Origin of the sequence: Parasulfuritortus cantonensis, from assembly GCF_004337445.1 — a bacterium.
GTDB lineage: Bacteria > Pseudomonadota > Gammaproteobacteria > Burkholderiales > Thiobacillaceae > Parasulfuritortus > Parasulfuritortus cantonensis.
In genome coordinates this window covers 58,465-74,345 of record NZ_SJZB01000045.1, presented here as the reverse complement: position 1 = coordinate 74,345, position 15,881 = coordinate 58,465, and the positions used below count along the sequence as shown (strand labels likewise).

Below are 15,881 nucleotides of genomic sequence, written 5' to 3'. Positions count from 1 at the left end.
TTCGTTCGGGTGGGCCACTATTCCGGCGTGTAGCCCAGGTTGGGTGCCAGCCACTTCTCGGCCGTGGCCAGGTCCCAGCCCTTGCGGCGGGCATAGTCCTCGACCTGGTCGCGGCCCAGCTTGGCGACCGCGAAGTAGCGCGAATCCGGGTGGCTGAAGTAGAAGCCGGATACCGAGGCCATGGGCAGCATGGCGTAGTTCTCGGTCAGGCTGACGCCGATGTTTTCCTGGACATGCAGCAGCTCGAACAACGGGCCTTTCTCGCTGTGCTCCGGGCAGGCTGGGTAACCGGGCGCGGGGCGGATGCCCCGGTATTCCTCCCCGATTAACTGCTCATTGGTGAGCGCTTCCTCACCGGCGTAGCCCCAGAACTCGGTGCGCACGCGCTGGTGCAGATGCTCGGCGTAGGCTTCGGCCAGGCGGTCGCACAGGGCCTTGAACAGGATGGCCGAGTAGTCGTCGTGGGCGGCCTCGAAGGCCTTCACCCGGGCGTCCTCGTTAATGCCGGCGGTGACCACGAAGGCGCCCAGGTAGTCCTTCACCGGGGCCGGGGCGACGAAGTCGGCCAGGCACCAGTTGGGCTGGCCGGCTGGCCGGGCCATCTGCTGGCGCAGGTTGTGCCAGACCATGAGTGGGCGCTCACGTCCCTCGTCGGCGTAGATGGCGATGTCGTCGCTGTTGATTTGATTCGCCGGGAACAGGCTGACCACGGCACGGGCCTCGACCCAGCGTTCGGCGATCATCTTTGCCAGCATGGCCTGGGCGTCGGCGTACAGCTTGCGGGCCTCCTCGCCGACCGTCGCGTCCTCGAGGATCTTCGGATAGCGGCCGTGCAGTTCCCAGGCCTGGAAGAAGGGCGTCCAGTCGATGTGCCGGGCCAGCTCGGCCAGGTCGTATTCCTTGAATACCTGGATGCCGGGCGCCTCGGGTACCGGCGGGGCGTAGCCGGCCCAGTCGGTCTTGAAGGCGTTGGCGCGCGCCTCGGCCAGGGTTACCCGCTTGCTCTCGCCGCGCTGGGCGGCATGGCGCTCGCGCACCTCGACGTACTCGGCCTTGGTCCGGGCGACGAAGTCGGCCTTGAGCTCATCCGAGAGCAGGTGGGTGCAGACGCCGACCGCGCGGCTGGCATCCTTCACGTAGACCACGGCGCCGTCGTAGCCGGTGTCGATCTTCACCGCCGTATGGGCCAGGCTGGTGGTGGCGCCGCCGATCAGCAGGGGCTGCTTGAGCCCCAGGCGCTGCATCTCCTTGGCGATGTGGCTCATCTCCTCCAGCGAGGGCGTGATCAGGCCGGACAGGCCGATGATGTCCACCTTCTCGGCCTGGGCGGTGGCCAGGATCTTGTCGGCCGGCACCATGACGCCCAGGTCGATGACGTCGTAGGCGTTGCAGCCGAGGACCACGCCGACGATGTTCTTGCCGATGTCGTGCACGTCGCCCTTCACCGTGGCCATCAGGATGCGGCCCTTGGCCGAGGTGCCCTCGGACTTGGTGGCTTCGATGTAGGGGGTCAGGTAGGCCACGGCCTGCTTCATGACGCGGGCCGACTTCACCACCTGGGGCAGGAACATCTTGCCGGCGCCGAACAGGTCGCCGACGACGTTCATGCCGTCCATGAGGGGGCCTTCGATGACCTTGACCGGGTGGCCGAGGGCGACCCGGCACTCCTCGGTGTCGGCCTCGATGAATTGGGTTATCCCCTTGACCAGGGCGTGGGCCAGGCGCTGCTGCACCGGCAGCTCGCGCCAGGCCAGGTCTTCCTTGGCCTCCTTGGCCTGGCCCTTCACGGTCTCGGCGAATTCCACCAGGCGGTCGCCGGCGTCGGGGCGGCGGTTGAGGACCACGTCCTCGACGCGGCTGCGCAGTTCCGGCTCGATCTCGTCGTAGACGCCCAGCTGGCCGGCATTGACGATGCCCATGTCCATGCCCGCCTGGATGGCGTGGTAGAGGAACACGGTGTGGATGGCCTCGCGCACCGGCTCGTTGCCGCGGAACGAGAAGGAGACGTTGGAGACGCCGCCGGAGACGTGGGCATGGGCCAGGTGCTGGCGGATCCAGCGGGTCGCCTCGATGAAGTCGACGGCGTAGTTGGCGTGCTCCTCGATGCCGGTGGCGATGGCGAAGATGTTGGGGTCGAAGCAGATGTCCTCGGCCGGGAAGTCCAGGACCTCGGTGAGCAGCTTGTAGGCGCGGGAACAGATCTCGACCTTGCGGGCGTAGGTGTCGGCCTGGCCCTGCTCGTCGAAGGCCATGACGATGACCGCGGCGCCGTAGCGGCGGGCCAGTCGGGCCTTCTCGATGAAGGCGGCCTCGCCTTCCTTCATGGAGATGGAGTTGATGATCGGCTTGCCCTGCACGCACTTCAGGCCGGCCTCGATGATCTCCCACTTGGAGGAGTCGATCATGATCGGCGCCTTGGCGATGTCCGGCTCGGAGGCGATCAGGTTGAGGAAGCGCACCATGGCCTTCTCGCCGTCCAGCATGGCCTCGTCCATGTTGACGTCGATGACCTGGGCGCCGTTCTCGACCTGATTGCGGCAGATGTCGAGGGCCGCCTCGTACTGGCCTTCGAGAATGAGCCGCTTGAACTTGGCCGAACCGGTGACGTTGGCGCGCTCGCCGACGTTGACGAAGAGGGCGCCTGCGCCGACGTTGAACGGCTCCAGGCCGGACACGCGCAGGGCCGGCTCGATGGCCGGGATCGGCCTCGGGGCAAAGCCGGCGACCGCCTCGGCGATGGCCCGGATGTGCTCCGGGGTGGTGCCGCAGCAGCCGCCGACGATGTTCAGCAGTCCGCTCTGGGCCCATTCCCGGATGTCGGCGGCCATGTGTTCGGCGGTTTCGTCGTAGCCGCCGAAGGCGTTGGGCAGGCCGGCGTTGGGATGGGCGGAAATCAGGCAATCGGCCTTGGCGGCCATGTCGGCGACGTGCTGGCGCAATTCCTTGGCGCCCAGGGCGCAGTTGAAGCCGAACGACAATGGCTCGGCGTGGCGCAGGGAGTTCCAGAACGCCTCGGCGGTCTGGCCCGACAGGGTGCGGCCGGAGGCGTCGGTGATGGTGCCGGAGATCATGATCGGCCGGGTCAGGCCGGCCTCGTCGAAATACTTCTTCACCGCGAATACCGCCGCCTTGGCGTTCAGGGTGTCGAACACCGTCTCGATCAGGATCAGGTCGGCGCCGCCCTTCACCAGGCCGTCGGTGGCATCGTAATAGGTGGCCACCAGGTCGTCCCAGGAGACGTTGCGGTAGCCGGGGTCGTTGACGTCGGGCGAGATGGACAGGGTGCGCGAGGTGGGGCCGAGGACGCCGGCGACGAAGCGCGGCCGGTCCGGGGTCGAGTACTGGTCGGCGACCTCCCGGGCCAGGCGGGCGCCCTCGTAGTTGAGTTCGAACACCAGGGCCTCCATGCCGTAGTCGGCCATGGAGATGCTGTTGGCGTTGAAGGTGTTGGTCTCCAGGATGTCGGCGCCGGCGGCCAGGTACTGGCCGTGGATCTCGCGGATCACCCCGGGCTGGGTCAGGAGCAGGAGATCGTTGTTGCCGCGCAGGTCGCTGGGCCAGTCGGCGAAGCGCACGCCACGGTAGTCCGCCTCGGCCAGCTTGTGGCGCTGGATCATGGTGCCCATGGCGCCGTCCAGGATCAGGATGCGGCGGCGGGCCAGGGCAAGCAGTTCGGCGGAACGGTCGGACATGATGTGAAAATTAGGCCTCAAGGCATTGAATTGTACACGGCGCGCCGAATCCGCCCGGTCCGGCCGGAGGGGGCCCGGTGTTACGGGGAGGGTTATTAATAAAATAAATTTCTATGCATATAAGTTAATTAAATAGAATGGGCGCCTGTCCCGTTGTCCATGAATCGCCATGTATCCCTTCGTCGCCGCCATGCCGGGTTTCCGATGTCGCCGCAGGCCGGAATAGAACCGTCCTGCCAACGCCAATTTGAGGAGACCGCCATGAAGAATCTGACCCCGCGCGAGACCTACGACTTTCTCGCCAGCACCCCCGATGCCGTTTTCGTCGACTGCCGCTCGGAATGGGAATTCCTGTTCGTCGGCCATGCCAGGGACAGTCTGCTGATCCCCTGGTACGAGGGTGAGAACTGGGATCTCAATCCGCGCTTCCTGGGCGAGGTCCGCGCCGCCGGCTCGCACAACCGGCCGGTGGTGCTGATCTGCCGCTCCGGCAATCGTTCCCGCGAGGCGGGCGAGTTCCTGGAGCGGCACGGTTTCACCGACGTCTACAACGTCCTGTACGGTTTCGAGGGCGAACTGGACGAGCAGCACCATCGCTCGACCCTGAACGGCTGGCGCCACGACGGCCTGCCCTGGGAACAGTGCTGAGCCGGCGCCCGGCCCCGGGGCCGGGCGCCTTTAACAATTGCTTACATTTAGCAACAGGCTGGACAACGATTCGTCCAACTCCCGGTCTAGAGTGCGAAGCGTCCGGCGCCGAATGGTTCGGTGCCAGGAATCGAACCCAGGAGAAGAAGACATGAACGCGTCCCGCAAACGGAAGACGATCGCCCTGCTCGGCCTGACCTCGCTGTCCGTGCTGGCCGGCTCCGCCCAGGCCGACAACGGCTACTACGGCAACGGCTATCAGCCCGGCAACCCGTGGCTGGCCAACCAGGCCCAACCCCGCTACTACAACAACATGCGCGACAACGTCGCCGACCTGGACAAGCGCATGGACAACCAGATGCAACGCATCCTGACCGGCATGGAAAAGGGTGACCTGACCATGCGCGAGGCGGTGTCCCTGTTGCGCGAACACCTGGCGATCAGCACCCAGGAACGCCAATACCTGGCCGACGGCCGCCTGGGCCAGAACGAACTGCGCGACCTCGACCGCCGGTTGAACGAGGCGAGCCAGCACATCCGGTTCGAGCGTCATGACCGCGAGGAGACCGGCGGCGCCCGTCCCTACAACTACGATCGCCGCTGACCGCACCGCCTCCGCGCCGGCCAGCCGGCCCGGCGGCATCCCCTCAGCGTGGCCTGATGCTCATCGCGTTGCCGTTCATGGTGATTTCGAAGCGCGCCAGGAAACTCATCCCCAGCAGTACCTCGTTGCCGGCCATGCCGGGAACGATGTCGGCCGGCACGTTCCCGGCTCGCGCGCCACCCAGGTCGACCTCGGTCAGCCGGGTGGCGTAGGCCACCGCCGTGCCGTTCGCCGTGACCACGCGTTCGGCGACGCCGGCGTGCAGGCCGAGCCGTTCGGCGACGGCCGCCGGGACCGCCACCACGGTGGCGCCGGTGTCGACCAGGAAGGCGACGGGCTGGCCGTCGATGCGCCCGGGGGCGCGGAAATGGCCGTCCGGCCCGCGCTTGAGCACCACCTCGCCGGTTGCTGCGCTGACCTCGGCCAGGCGGGCGTTGGGGTTGAGATAGATGTCGAATCCCCACCAGATCATCCCGGCCAGCAGCAGCCAGCCGAGCGCCATCATGACGGTGCCGCCCTTCAAATCCGCCCCTCGCTCTTGAGGTCGCGCAGCAGGTGTGCGACCAGGTCGTCGACGACCTGGATCGCGGCTTCCATGGGCGACATGGTGGCCACCCCTTGGGGCGGGTCGGCATTGCCGATCATGGAATGGATGGCGTGCCGGTATTCGTGTTCGCTGGCCTCGCCGTCGGGGCCGCTGAAGGTGGCGCGCATGACGTAGCCGTCGGTCACCGTCGAGCCGACCAGGCCGAGCGTCAGGCCGGTCATGAAGCCTTTGCCGAACGCGGTGCCCATGTCGCCGACGTTGTCCATGTCCACGGCCAACTTATGCCGCGCCGTACCGGGCGACGCGCTCGGCGCCAAGGCATGGGAGTCGTCGAGCGCCTTGGTGATCTGCCGGGTCCAGAACTCGGTGGCCCGGGCGTTCTCCTTCCCCTGGGTATACCCGCGCACGCGGAGTTCGACGGGAATCGGGGTGTCGAGCCGCGGTGCGGTCTTCAGACCGCCCTGGTAGAGGCCGGGATCGACGAAGGATTTGGGCATGCACCCGGCCAGGCCGACGAGACCGAGCCAGAGCACGGCGACGCCGAGACGTATCTTCATTGCGACCTCCGATCGTTGTCTGGCCGGGGCGAGGCCCCGGATCAATGCTGGCCGGTACTGCCGAAGCCGCCGTCGCCCCGCGCGCTGGCGTCGAATTCCTCGACGACGGTGAACTGGGCCTGGACGACCGGGACGATGACCATCTGGGCGATGCGCTCGAAAGGCTGGATGGTGAACGGTTCCTGGCCCCGGTTCCAGAGCGAGACCATGAGCTGGCCCTGGTAGTCCGAGTCGATCAGGCCGACCAGGTTGCCGAGCACGACGCCGTGTTTGTGGCCGAGGCCGGAGCGCGGCAGGATCATCGCCGCATAGCCGGGATCGGCGAGGTGGATGGCCAGGCCGGTCGGGATCAGCTGCGTCTCGCCCGGGTTGAGCACCAGCGCCTGGTCCAGACAGGCGCGCAGGTCGAGGCCGGCGCTGCCGGCGGTGGCGTATTGGGGCAGTTGGTCGCGGACGCGCGGGTCCAGTATCTTCAGGTCGACGTGCATGCTTTCTCCGGTCCGCCGCGTTCGGTCGCGGCGCTTGGCATCAGGGGTTGTTGGCGTTGTAGAGGCGGGCGACGTGTTCCACCAGCCGGCGCGCCTGGGTCGCCTTGTCGGCCAGGGCGAGCACGTGGCGGCCGGCATCGTCGAGCAGGACCAGTTCGACTTCGTCGCTGCCGATCGCCTTGGTGGCGTCGTTGGCGACGATCAGCGGCAGGTGCTTGCGCTTCCGCTTCAGCTCCGCGTATTCCTCCAGGTTCTCGCTCTCGGCCGCGAAGCCGACGCAGAACGGCGGTTTGTCCAGGCTGCTGACGTTGGCCAGGATGTCCGGGTTGGGCGCCAGTTCCAGGGTGAGGATGTGGGCGTCCTTCTTGATCTTGTTCTCGGACGGGTTGAGGACGTAGTAATCGGCCACGGCGGCGACGGCGATGAATATGTCGGCCTCGTCGACCCGCGCCTCGACCGCCTCGAGCATCTGCTGGGCGCTGGTGACCGCCACCGTCTCGGCCACGGCGGGGCCCGGGATGCCGGTCGGGCCGGTCACCAGGCTGACCCGGGCGCCCGCGGCGGCGGCCGCCTTGGCGACCGCGTAGCCCATCTTGCCCGAGGAACGGTTGGTGATGCCGCGCACCGCGTCGATGGCCTCGTAGGTCGGTCCGGCCGTGACCAGCACCCGGAGCCCGCGCAGGCTCTTCGGCTGCAGGTAGGCATCGACGCCGTCCAGGATCGCGTCCGGTTCCAGCATGCGGCCCGGTCCGGTCTCGCCGCAGGCCTGTTCGCCGTGGCCGGGGCCGAGCAGTTCGACGCCGTCGCCGGCGAGCAGGTCGACGTTGCGCTGGGTGGCCGGGTGTTCCCACATCTGCCGGTTCATGGCCGGCGCCAGCAGGAGCGGACAGTCGCGCGCCAGGCACAGGGTGGTGAGCAGGTCGTCGGCATGGCCGCCGGCCAGCTTGGCCAGGAAGTCGGCCGAGGCCGGTGCGACCAGGATCAGGTCGGCGTCGCGCGACAGGTCGATATGGGCCATGCCGTTGGCCACCCGGGCGTCCCACAGGTCGGCGTACACCGGTCGGCCGGTGATGGCCTGGAAGGTGGCGGCGCCGACGAAATGGCCGGCCGCGCCGGTCATCACCGTCTGCACTTCGATGCCGCGCTTGACCAGCCGCCTGGCCAGTTCGGCCGCCTTGTAGGCGGCGACTCCGCCGGTGACCCCCAGGACGATCCTTTTCAGTGTGGTTTCCATGGCCGTATCGCGGTAAAAATCCACTGCATTCTAAATAAAAGGGAGGTTGTCATGGCGATAACCGATTGGCCGGCCGGCGAACGGCCGCGCGAACGCCTGCTCGCCGAAGGCGCCGGCGCGCTCTCCGATGCCGAACTGCTGGCCATCTTTCTCCGGGTCGGGGTGCGCGGCAAGAGCGCGGTCGACCTGGCCCGCGACCTGCTGGCGGAATTCCAGGGCCTGAACGGCCTGTTCTCGGCCGGCCGCCAGGCCTGTACCCGGGTGCGCGGCCTGGGCGACGCCAAGTACGCCCAGCTCCAGGCCGTGCTCGAGATGAGCCGGCGCGCGCTCGCCGAGCAGATGCGCCAGCGCGACGCCCTGTCCTCGCCGTCGGCGGTGCGCGACTGGCTGCGCCTGCGCCTGGCCGGCCTGGCGCACGAGGTCTTCATGGTCGTGTTCCTGGACGCCCAGAACCGGGTCATCGGCGCCGAGGAACTGTTCCGCGGCTCCCTCACGCAGACCTCGGTCTACCCGCGCGAGGTGGTCAAGCGGGCCCTGGCGCGCAACGCCGCCGGGGTGATCCTGGCCCACAACCACCCCTCCGGCGTCGCCGAGCCGTCCCAGGCCGACCGCTGGCTGACCGAGCAACTGAAGGCCGCCCTGGCCCTGGTGGACGTCCGGGTGCTCGACCATTTCGTGGTCGCCGGCGACGCCGGATTGTCCTTTGCCGAGCAAGGTTTGCTTTGACCGGGCGAAAACATCTGTGATATAAAGCGCGTCTTTTACTGAACCGATTCACTCACAGGGGTAGCCATCATGGCCCGTGTATGCCAAGTCACCGGCAAGAAGCCGATGGTGGGGAACAACGTGTCCCACGCCAACAACAAGACCAAGCGTCGTTTCCTGCCCAACCTGCAGAGCCGCCGTTTCTGGGTCGAAAGCGAAAACCGTTGGGTGCGCCTGCGCCTGACCAACGCCGCCCTGCGGACCATCGACAAGAACGGCATCGACGTCGTCCTGGCCGAGATGCGCGCCCGTGGCGACAAGGTGTAAGGAGATAGATCATGGCTAAAGGCGGACGCGAAAAGATCAAGCTGGAGTCCACTGCGGGCACCGGCCACTTCTACACCACCACCAAGAACAAGAAGACGATGCCCGAGAAGATGGCGATCATGAAGTTCGATCCCAAGGCTCGCAAGCACGTCGAGTACAAGGAAGTGAAGCTGAAGTAATCTTCGGCCCGCTTGCCCTGTGAAAGGACCCGCCTCGGCGGGTTTTTTCATTTCCGGCCCGGTTGCCAGCGGGCCGGCCAGTCGTCATAAAACTGACCTCAAGGCTAAACATTCGCCCCCGAGAATTCCCCAGGCCGCCGCGGCGCTTGTCGTACTTGTGAGTTCCGCTTTGTCTTGATTGTCCTTCTGGGGAGAAACCAATGAACCGTTCCAAGCTTGCCCTGGCCGTCGCCTCGGCTATCGCCGCCATGGCCCAGGCCCATGCCGGCAGCATCGAATTCACCGGCGTCGACGTGCCCGTCACCGACGCCGCCAAGCGCGTCATCCAGGCCTCGCCGAGTGCCGTGGTGGACGGCCGTACCGCCAGCATCGGCTTCCACACCATCCTGCGTTCCGGCGACAGCGCCGGGTCCGGCGTGTTCGGCCAGATCTACGACCAGTCGGGCGCCCCCCTGCAGACCGAGGACGGCGCCAACGTCATCTCCAACGACAACGACTTCGCCTCCCTGCTGCAGAACAAGCGCGGCCAGTTGTTCATGGTCTCCCATTTCGAGTCCCGTCCGGCCGCCATGTACCTGACCGAGTTGCGCCAGACCCGTACCGGCGACCTCCAGGCCGTGCGCACCCGCGCCCTCGACTTCTCCCAGGTCAACGGCGGCTGGGTGCACTGTGCCGGCAGCGTCACCCCCTGGGGCAGCCACCTCGGCTCCGAGGAATACGAGCCGGACGCCAAGCAATGGCGCGACGGCAACATCAGCGACTACAACGCCGCCATGGCCGCCTACTTCGGCGCGAGCGCGAGCGCGGCGACCGACATGAACCCGTATGACTACGGCTACCCGGTCGAGGTCAAGGTCGACAGCTTCAGCGCCGCCAGCGTCGCCAAGCACTACGCCATGGGCCGCATCGCCCTGGAGTTGGCCTACGTGATGCCGGACGGCAAGACCGCCTACATGTCCGACGACGGCACCAACACCGGTCTGTTCCGCTTCGTCGCCGACGCCGAGGGCGACCTGAGCGCCGGTACCCTGTGGGCCGCCAAGTGGAACCAGAAGAGCGGCACCGGCACCGGCTATGCCAAGCTGAGCTGGGTCAACCTCGGCCACGCCAGCGACGCCCAGGTCAAGGACTGGATCGCCAGCTACAAGTTCGCCGACATCTTCGACGAGGTCGCCCCGGTGAGCGGCGCCTGCGACGAGGGCTACACGTCCATCAACGCCGGCCACGACGCCGCCACCCAGCAGTGCCTGAAGCTGCGCGACGTGAACGGCGACGGCGTCGTCGACGTGGCCGACGAGGCCATCGCCTCGCGCCTGGAGACCCGCCGCTGGGCCGCCATGGAAGGTGCCACCACCGAGTTCCGCAAGATGGAAGGCATCACCTTCAACCCGGATGCCGGCCAGCTCTACATCTCGATCTCCGAAGTCTCCAAGGGCATGGAGGACGACAAGGGCTCCGACGTCGGCGGTCCGAACAGCATCCGCGTCGCCAAGAACGCCTGCGGCGCCGTATACGCCCTCGACGTGGACGGCAACTACACCGCCACCGACATGTACGGCCTGGTTGCCGGTACGCCCAAGACCTACGCGGTCGACAGCCCGTACTACGGCAACACCTGCGACCTGGACGGCATCGCCAACCCGGACAACATCACCTACCTGCCCGGCTACAACACGTTGATCATCGGCGAGGACACCGGCACCGGCCACCAGAACGACGCCATCTGGTCGTACAACCTGGACAGCGGCGTCCTGACCCGGATCGAGACCACGCCGTACGGTTCCGAAACCACCTCGCCCTACTTCTACCCCAACATCAACGGCTATGCCTACATCATGTCGGTGGTGCAGCACCCGTACGGCGAGTCCGACCAGGACAAGCTGGAGAGTGCCGACCAGGCGCGTGCCTACACCGGCTACATCGGTCCGTTCCCGCGCATGGACGGCAAGCTGACCGGCAAGAACACGCTCAACCCGAAGTCCAAGGGCTGGCTGGACAAGCTGGCCAAGTGACCATGGCGATCCCGGCCCGGTCCGCCTCCGGCGGCCGGCCGGCGGCGCCGAGGCGCGGGGACCTTCGGGTCCCCGTTGTTTTCCCGCAAAAGGACATCAGATGAACAAGACCTGGCGAACGGCGGTCCTGTGCGTGCTCGCCCTGTGCGGCCGCGCCGAGGCGCCGGCCGCGGAGCCGGCGGCCGCCCCGCCGCTCAAGGCCCGCATCCTGGCCAACGAGGCGGCCTATATCCCGGCGCAATGCTACACGCGCACCCAGGATGCCGACGGCCGCGCCCACAACCCCTGCTACGCCTGCCATACCCAGCCGTGGCGGCCGAACTTCGTCAACGACGCCAGCCTGCAGCTGGCCTACGACTTCGCCGAGATCCCGCGCCGCAACCGCTGGCGCAACCTGTTCAAGGACCGCCGCGCGGCGATCGCCGCCATCCCGGACGAAGCGGTGCTGAGCCACATCCGGACCAGCAACTACCTCGATGCCCGGGGCCACATCATCCCGGCCGAGCGCCTCGGCCACGTCGAGCCCGCCTGGGACTACGACGGCAACGGGCTCTGGCAGGGCTTCGTGCCGGACGCCCGCTTCGCTTTCGACGCCGAGGGCTTCGACCGCGACGCGCAGGGTCGGCCGACCGGCTGGCGCGCCTTCGCCTACTATCCCTTCCTGGGGACCTTCTGGCCCACCAACGGGTCCACCGACGACGTCCTCATCCGCCTGGCGCCGGCCTTCCGCAACGACGTCAAGGGCCAGCCCGACCTGACCGTGTACAAGACCAACCTGGCCATCGTCGAGGCCCTGATCCGGGAGCGCGACGTCGCCATCGAGCCGGTCGACGAGGCCGCCTTGGGCGGCGTAGACCTGGACAAGGACGGCCGCATCGGCACGGCGCGCAAGATTGCCTACGACTGGGCGCCGCTCCGCAAACGCCACATGTGGTACGTCGGCCAGGCCCTCGAGGAGCAACGGCGCGGCCGCGTGCACCTGGCCGCCGGGCTCTATCCCGAAGGTACGGAGTTCCTCCACACGGTGCGCTACATCGACGTCGACGCCGCCGGCGAGAACCGCCTCTCGGCGCGCATGAAGGAGGTCCGCTACGCCAGGAAGCGCTACTGGGCGACCTACGCCGACCTGCAGAACCTGGCCCTCAAGGAGGTCAAGGAGAAGCACGACTTCCCGGACCGCCTGCGCACCGTGCGCGGCAACATCGAGGCCGGGGTGAGCAACGGCCAGGGCTGGACCTACGCCGGCATGATCGAGGACGCGCGCGGCGAACTGCGGCCGCAGACCTACGAGGAACTGGCCTTCTGCGTCGGCTGCCACGGCGGCATCGGCGCCAACCGGGACGGCATCTTCTCGTTCCAGCGCAAGTTCGACGCCACCGCCTACCGGGCCGGCTGGTACCACTGGAGCCAGAGGGGCCTGCGCGGCACGCCGGAACGCCTGCGCGCGGACGGCGAGCCGGAGTACGCCTACTACCTGCGCCAGAACGGCGCCGGCGACGAGTTGCGCGCCAACGCCGAGGTCACGGCGCGCTTCTTCGACACTGCCGGCCGGCTCCGCCCCGAGCGCCTGGCGGCCCTGCGCCAGGACATCGCCGAACTGCTGTACGCCTCCCGGGAACGCGCCCTGGCGCTCGACAAGGCCTATTGGCTGATCGTCCGCGAGCAGAGCTTCGCCGACGGCCGCGACACCACGATCGCGCCATCCGGCAACGTCCACGAGGTGCTCGACGAAGGCGTGCGGACCGGCATCGCCAAGCCCCTCGCCGGCTTCTGAACGGTCGCCTCAGGCGGACGCCGGGGCGCCGTCGTTGACCAGGTGGACGACCCGCTGCGGGAACGGGATCTCGATGTTCTCGCGCTGGAAGGCCTCCCAGATGGTCCAGTTCAGGTCGGAGCGCAGGAGGACCTCGCCGGCGTCCGGGGTGTCGATCCAGAGCGCCAGTTCCATGTCGATGCCGCTCTCGCCGAAGTCCTTGAGCAGGACCACCGGGGCCGGCGCCTTGAGGACGCGCGGATGCGCCGCGGCCGCGGCCAGCATGATCTCGCGCACCCGCGCGAGGTCGCTGCCGTAGCCGACCTGGATGGGCAGGTGGACGCGGTTGTTCTTGTCGGTCAGGCTGTGGTTGATCACCGTGGCGGTGATCAGGGTCTCGTTGGGGATGATCGACTCGGTGCCGTCCTGGGCACGCAGGACCGTGTAGCGGGTGGCGATCTCGGTCACCTTGCCGTAGCGGCCTTCGACCTCGATCATGTCGCCGATGCGCAGGGAGTTCTCGATCAGGAGCGAGAAGCCGGAGACGTAGTTGCTGGCGATCTTCTGCAGGCCGAGGCCGAGGCCGACCCCGAGGGCGCCGCCGAACACCGACAGGACGGTGATGTCGATGCCCACCAGGGGCAGGGCGATGAGTACCGCGAACACCAGGAGCAGGGCGCGCACCAGCTTGCTCAGCACCACCTTGAGGTTGCCGTTAAGGTGGCTGGCGGCGATCAGCCGGCCTTCGATCAGGCGCCCGGCCGAGAGCGCGCCGAGCATGGTGACGGCGACCGAGGCCAGGCCGAGCAGGGCCGTGTAGAGCGAGATGTGCTGCTTGCCGATGCTGAAGCCGACGGCGTCCATGCCGGCCACCAGGGTGCCCAGGTGGCCGGTGATGTGCAGCGCCACCACGCCCCAGACCAGCCAGGACAGGGAGCGCTCGGCGGTGCGCAGGCCGGCGCCGGGGTTGAACAGGGTGCGCAGCAGGAAGAAGCTGAACTGGATGATGAACATCGACAACAGCAGCGGCACCGCCAGGTTGAACAGGTGCACGGTCTGGCTCAGCGCCAGGAGCGGCCGGCTGACCAGGATGGCCAGCAGGGTGAGGACCGGGATCATGAAGCGCGGCCATTCGTCGGCGTGCCAGGCCTCGCGGTTGACCGGCGACAGGCGCGCGACCAGGTGGCGCAGGACCAGCCAGGCGAGCGCCAGGGCGACCACCAGGATGGCGCCCTGGCTGAGCAGGACGGTGTTGGACAGGTCGGACAGAAGGGCGTCGACCAGGTTTTCGACGGGCGGCTCGGCAGCGGGCATGGTCATGGGCGCAAGGGCAGGGAATGGGCGCGGTGGCGCCGCCAGTTGGCGGCGTAGGCCTCCGCCAGGAGCGGATCGCCACGCAGGATAAGCAGATTTTCGGCGTTCCGGTACTGGGCCGCCTGGGTGAAGTTGAAGCTGCCCGTGACCACGGCCGCGTCCGGGGTGCCGGCGTCGATCACCATGACCTTGTTGTGGGCGGCGGCGTGCTGGCCGTCCAGCCAGACCGGGATGCCGCTCCCGGCAAGCCGGCCGACCAGGCTGGTGGCGATCTGGGCGTCCTGCTCCCGGTCGGCCAGGACCCGGACCTCGACGCCGCGCCGGTGGGCCGCCACGAGGGCGGCGGCGATCGCCTTGTGGGTGAAGCTGTAGGCCTGCACCAGAATCTGCCGGCGGGCGCCCTCGATGGCGGCAACCACCAGGGCGCCGGCGTCGTCGCCGGGCGTGAAGGCGACCTGGACGCGGCCCGCCAGGCCGAGCTCCAGGGGCGGGGCGGCCGCCGCCGCGCCGGCGAGGATGAGCAGGACGGCGGCGAGGAGCCGGCCGTACCGGCGGCGCGCGGCCCCGGTCACCTCTTTTCCAGCACCGCGGCGAAGAAGCCGTCGGTGCCGTGCGCGCTCGGGTCCAGGCGCAGGTAGTCGGCCATCGCCAGGGCCACGCCCTGTTCGGCGAGGACGCTGCCGGCCGGCTTCAAGTCGAACTCGGGATGGCTGGCCAGGAAGGCCTCGACCACGGCCTCGTTCTCCTCCGGCAGCAGGCTGCAGGTGGCGTAGACCAGGCGTCCGCCGGGCTTGGCCAGGCGCGCCGCCGAGGCCAGGATGGCGGCCTGCTTGGCGGTCAGCTCGGCGACCGACTCCGGGCTCTGGCGCCACTTCAGGTCCGGGTTGCGGCGCAGCGTGCCGAGGCCGGAACAGGGCGCATCGACCAGGACGCGGTCGAACTTGCCGGCCAGGCGCTTGACCTTGGTGTCGTTCTCGTCCGCCAGCAGTTGCGGATGCACGTTGGAGAGCTGCGACCGGGCCAGGCGCGGCTTCAGGTTGGCCAGGCGCTTCTCGGCCACGTCGAAGGCATACAGGCGGCCGGTGCTCTTCATCATGGCGCCCAGGGCCAGGGTCTTGCCCCCGGCGCCGGCACAGAAGTCGCACACCATCTCGCCGCGTTTGGCGCCGGTGAGCAGGGCGAGCAACTGGCTGCCCTCGTCCTGCACCTCGATGACGCCGTCCTGGTACATGGGTTCCTTGCTCAGCGAAGGCTTGCCCTTGAGGCGCACGCCCCAGGGCGAATACGGGGTCGGCGTACCCTCGATGCCGTCGGCGGCGAGGTTCTCCAGCACCGCCTCGCGGCTCATCCGGGCCACCCTGAGATCGAGCGCGGCGGGCCGGTTCATGGCCGCCATGAGCGTCTCCAGGTGCTCGCCGTAGGTCGCCGCCAGGCGCTCGTGGAGCCAGTCGGGCAGGTCCAGGCGGACTGCCGCCGGGGCGTCGTCCAGGCGCGCCGCCTTGATGGTCTTCAGCCACTCCAGCTCGCCCTGGCCGACCGCCGCCTCGAACTCGCGCAGGGTGTGGCCGCCGTGGCGGGCCAGCCAGGCCAGGAGCAGGCGACGCGGCTGGCGGCCCTCGGTGAGGCGTTCCAGGCTGCGCAGGCGGCGGATGACGCCGTACACGGACTCGGCGACGAAGGCGCGCTCGCGGCCGCCCAGCTTGGGGCGCTTGCGGAAGAAGGCCGAGAGCACGGCGTCGGCCGGCTGCGTGAAGGCGAGCAGGTCGGCGAGGGCGGCGGCGGCGGTATCGAGCAGGGCGGGGGTCATGGTGTCGGGCGGGT

15 protein-coding genes are annotated in these 15,881 nt (G+C 68.3%); 7 read left to right on the top strand and 8 right to left on the bottom strand.

Annotated elements, in window-relative coordinates; genetic code table 11:
• Nucleotides 1-17: 17 nt before the first annotated feature.
• Complete coding sequence (gene metH, locus EZJ19_RS13105) at nt 18-3,692, bottom strand: methionine synthase (protein WP_131448296.1); 3,675 nt, start codon at nt 3,690-3,692, stop codon at nt 18-20.
• Between the two features lie 261 nt (nt 3,693-3,953).
• On the opposite strand from metH, the gene EZJ19_RS13100 reads away from it, so the two are divergent.
• Both EZJ19_RS13100 and EZJ19_RS13095 read left to right on the top strand, forming a co-directional pair.
• A complete protein-coding gene (locus EZJ19_RS13100; RefSeq protein WP_131448294.1) occupies nt 3,954-4,340 on the top strand; it encodes a rhodanese-like domain-containing protein in 387 nt (128 codons plus the stop codon).
• Nucleotides 4,341-4,491: 151 nt separating this feature from the next.
• Nucleotides 4,492-4,944, top strand: coding sequence for a hypothetical protein (locus tag EZJ19_RS13095; protein ID WP_131448292.1), 453 nt, complete (start codon nt 4,492-4,494; stop codon nt 4,942-4,944).
• Nucleotides 4,945-4,987: 43 nt separating this feature from the next.
• On the opposite strand, the gene EZJ19_RS13090 is transcribed toward EZJ19_RS13095, so the two are convergent.
• Genes EZJ19_RS13090 through coaBC form a run of 4 tightly spaced genes read right to left on the bottom strand, consistent with a single transcriptional unit; the run spans nt 4,988 to nt 7,770 of the window.
• Complete coding sequence (locus EZJ19_RS13090; protein ID WP_240754767.1) at nt 4,988-5,467, bottom strand: retropepsin-like aspartic protease family protein; 480 nt, start codon at nt 5,465-5,467, stop codon at nt 4,988-4,990.
• A complete protein-coding gene (locus EZJ19_RS13085) occupies nt 5,464-6,048 on the bottom strand; it encodes a hypothetical protein (protein ID WP_131448290.1) in 585 nt (194 codons plus the stop codon). Before EZJ19_RS13085 ends, EZJ19_RS13090 begins: the two co-directional genes overlap by 4 nt.
• 41 nt (nt 6,049-6,089) lie before the next feature.
• Complete coding sequence (gene dut, locus EZJ19_RS13080) at nt 6,090-6,536, bottom strand: dUTP diphosphatase (protein WP_131448288.1); 447 nt, start codon at nt 6,534-6,536, stop codon at nt 6,090-6,092.
• A 40-nt stretch (nt 6,537-6,576) separates the two neighbouring features.
• On the bottom strand, nt 6,577-7,770 hold the full coding sequence (gene coaBC, locus EZJ19_RS13075) for a bifunctional phosphopantothenoylcysteine decarboxylase/phosphopantothenate--cysteine ligase CoaBC (protein WP_131448286.1): 1,194 nt from the start codon (nt 7,768-7,770) through the stop codon (nt 6,577-6,579).
• Between the two features lie 51 nt (nt 7,771-7,821).
• On the opposite strand from coaBC, the gene radC reads away from it, so the two are divergent.
• From radC to EZJ19_RS13050, 5 genes are all read left to right on the top strand, one after another.
• Complete coding sequence (radC, locus tag EZJ19_RS13070; RefSeq protein WP_131448284.1) at nt 7,822-8,496, top strand: RadC family protein; 675 nt, start codon at nt 7,822-7,824, stop codon at nt 8,494-8,496.
• Nucleotides 8,497-8,565: 69 nt separating this feature from the next.
• Nucleotides 8,566-8,802: a 50S ribosomal protein L28 gene (gene rpmB, locus EZJ19_RS13065; protein ID WP_131448282.1), complete on the top strand. Its 237-nt coding sequence runs from the start codon at nt 8,566-8,568 to the stop codon at nt 8,800-8,802.
• Nucleotides 8,803-8,813: 11 nt separating this feature from the next.
• On the top strand, nt 8,814-8,981 hold the full coding sequence (rpmG, locus tag EZJ19_RS13060; RefSeq protein ID WP_206199426.1) for a 50S ribosomal protein L33: 168 nt from the start codon (nt 8,814-8,816) through the stop codon (nt 8,979-8,981).
• Nucleotides 8,982-9,181: 200 nt separating this feature from the next.
• Nucleotides 9,182-10,993, top strand: a complete 1,812-nt coding sequence (locus EZJ19_RS13055) for a PhoX family protein (protein ID WP_131448278.1) — start codon at nt 9,182-9,184, stop codon at nt 10,991-10,993.
• A gap of 100 nt (nt 10,994-11,093) precedes the next feature.
• Nucleotides 11,094-12,767 (top strand): hypothetical protein, encoded by a 1,674-nt coding sequence (locus EZJ19_RS13050; protein ID WP_131448276.1) that lies wholly within the window; start codon nt 11,094-11,096, stop codon nt 12,765-12,767.
• A 9-nt stretch (nt 12,768-12,776) separates the two neighbouring features.
• Here EZJ19_RS13050 and EZJ19_RS13045 read toward each other — a convergent pair whose 3' ends face one another.
• The 3 genes from EZJ19_RS13045 to EZJ19_RS13035 are packed head-to-tail and all read right to left on the bottom strand — an operon-like array spanning nt 12,777 to nt 15,867.
• Nucleotides 12,777-14,066 carry a mechanosensitive ion channel family protein gene (locus EZJ19_RS13045; RefSeq protein WP_131448274.1) on the bottom strand — a complete coding sequence of 430 codons (1,290 nt, stop codon included), beginning with the start codon at nt 14,064-14,066 and terminating at the stop codon, nt 12,777-12,779.
• Complete coding sequence (locus EZJ19_RS13040; RefSeq protein WP_131448272.1) at nt 14,063-14,632, bottom strand: phospholipase D family nuclease; 570 nt, start codon at nt 14,630-14,632, stop codon at nt 14,063-14,065. The genes EZJ19_RS13045 and EZJ19_RS13040 overlap by 4 nt, the downstream gene beginning before the upstream one ends.
• Nucleotides 14,629-15,867 carry an RsmB/NOP family class I SAM-dependent RNA methyltransferase gene (locus tag EZJ19_RS13035; protein ID WP_131448341.1) on the bottom strand — a complete coding sequence of 413 codons (1,239 nt, stop codon included), beginning with the start codon at nt 15,865-15,867 and terminating at the stop codon, nt 14,629-14,631. The genes EZJ19_RS13040 and EZJ19_RS13035 overlap by 4 nt, the downstream gene beginning before the upstream one ends.
• Between the last annotated feature and the right edge of the window lie 14 nt (nt 15,868-15,881).